The following is an 899-nucleotide window of genomic DNA, read 5'->3' as shown; positions in this document are numbered from 1 at the left end:
TCTTTCGGTCATGATGTGAGAAATGGTTAGGATCATACGCTAATATTATCTGAATCTTTTCCTTAATGACAAACTATTTTCCGTTTTATCGGGATATATTTTCATGAGAATGCTTATCATTTGTTATTGCATCATCTCTTTTAAAGAACTGTTCTGCCTTTTCGAGGACAATGTCGAGATTTTTAGGCAATATGTCCCAAACTTTTTGGCTTAGTGAATTGAGGAAAGGCCTAGTTTTTGCATTTTTTAGCCAGTCAGATTGTTGTTCAGGTTTAATAAGCGCATTAATGAGTAACATGCTAATGACCGTGATTAATAAGCCACGCAGTGCTCCAAAGATAAAACCGATAGTACGGTCAACTATACCAATTCGACTATCAATAATAAAATCAGATATTTTCACAGTAATGATGGAAGTAGTAATCAGAAAAATAATAAAAATCACAATCAATGTGGTGATTAATGCAACCATTTTGTTAGAGATATATTGCTCAAAGAAAGGCAATATGGGTTTAAATGAAAACAGTGTGGCAACAGTTGCAATTGCCCAAGAAATCAACGACAATACTTCACGTGAAAATCCTCGGAGCATAGCAAGAAAGGCAGAAAACAGGATGACTGCTACGACAATTCCATCAAGAACTGTTATGATCATTTGTTTATTCCTTATATATAAAATTCCGTTCTGTTTAAATAGCATACAAGTGCGTTTCTGGTTATGCCATTTTTTATTCTTATAGCAAGGGTCTTTTCCATTTTATAGAGTTTTTTCTGTATTATCATAGATGTGGCACAGGTCGTTTTTTACCTGCGGCAATAGCAGCAACTAACTCAGGAAGGTTTGAGAATGTTTTTTGTTGAAAGGTTGAGGATTTTATCATTTTAGTTGTTGTGGTGGG

1 protein-coding gene is annotated in these 899 nt (G+C 34.5%); it reads right to left on the bottom strand.

Annotation, left to right across the window (positions count from 1 at the left end):
- Positions 1 to 85 precede the first annotated feature (85 nt).
- Complete coding sequence (locus ACFIK8_RS10055) at positions 86 to 655, bottom strand: CvpA family protein (RefSeq protein WP_042995349.1); 570 nt, start codon at positions 653 to 655, stop codon at positions 86 to 88.
- Positions 656 to 899: the final 244 nt, after the last annotated feature.

Source organism: Bartonella sp. MR168JLCBS, from assembly GCF_042194175.1.
This window is presented reverse-complemented; position numbering and strand designations above follow the sequence as displayed.

Bases quoted from the DNA above. Each gene is read 5' to 3' on its own strand.
- ACFIK8_RS10055 (WP_042995349.1), bottom strand. From the start codon at position 655: ATGATCATAACAGTTCTTGATGGAATTGTCGTAGCAGTCATCCTGTTT.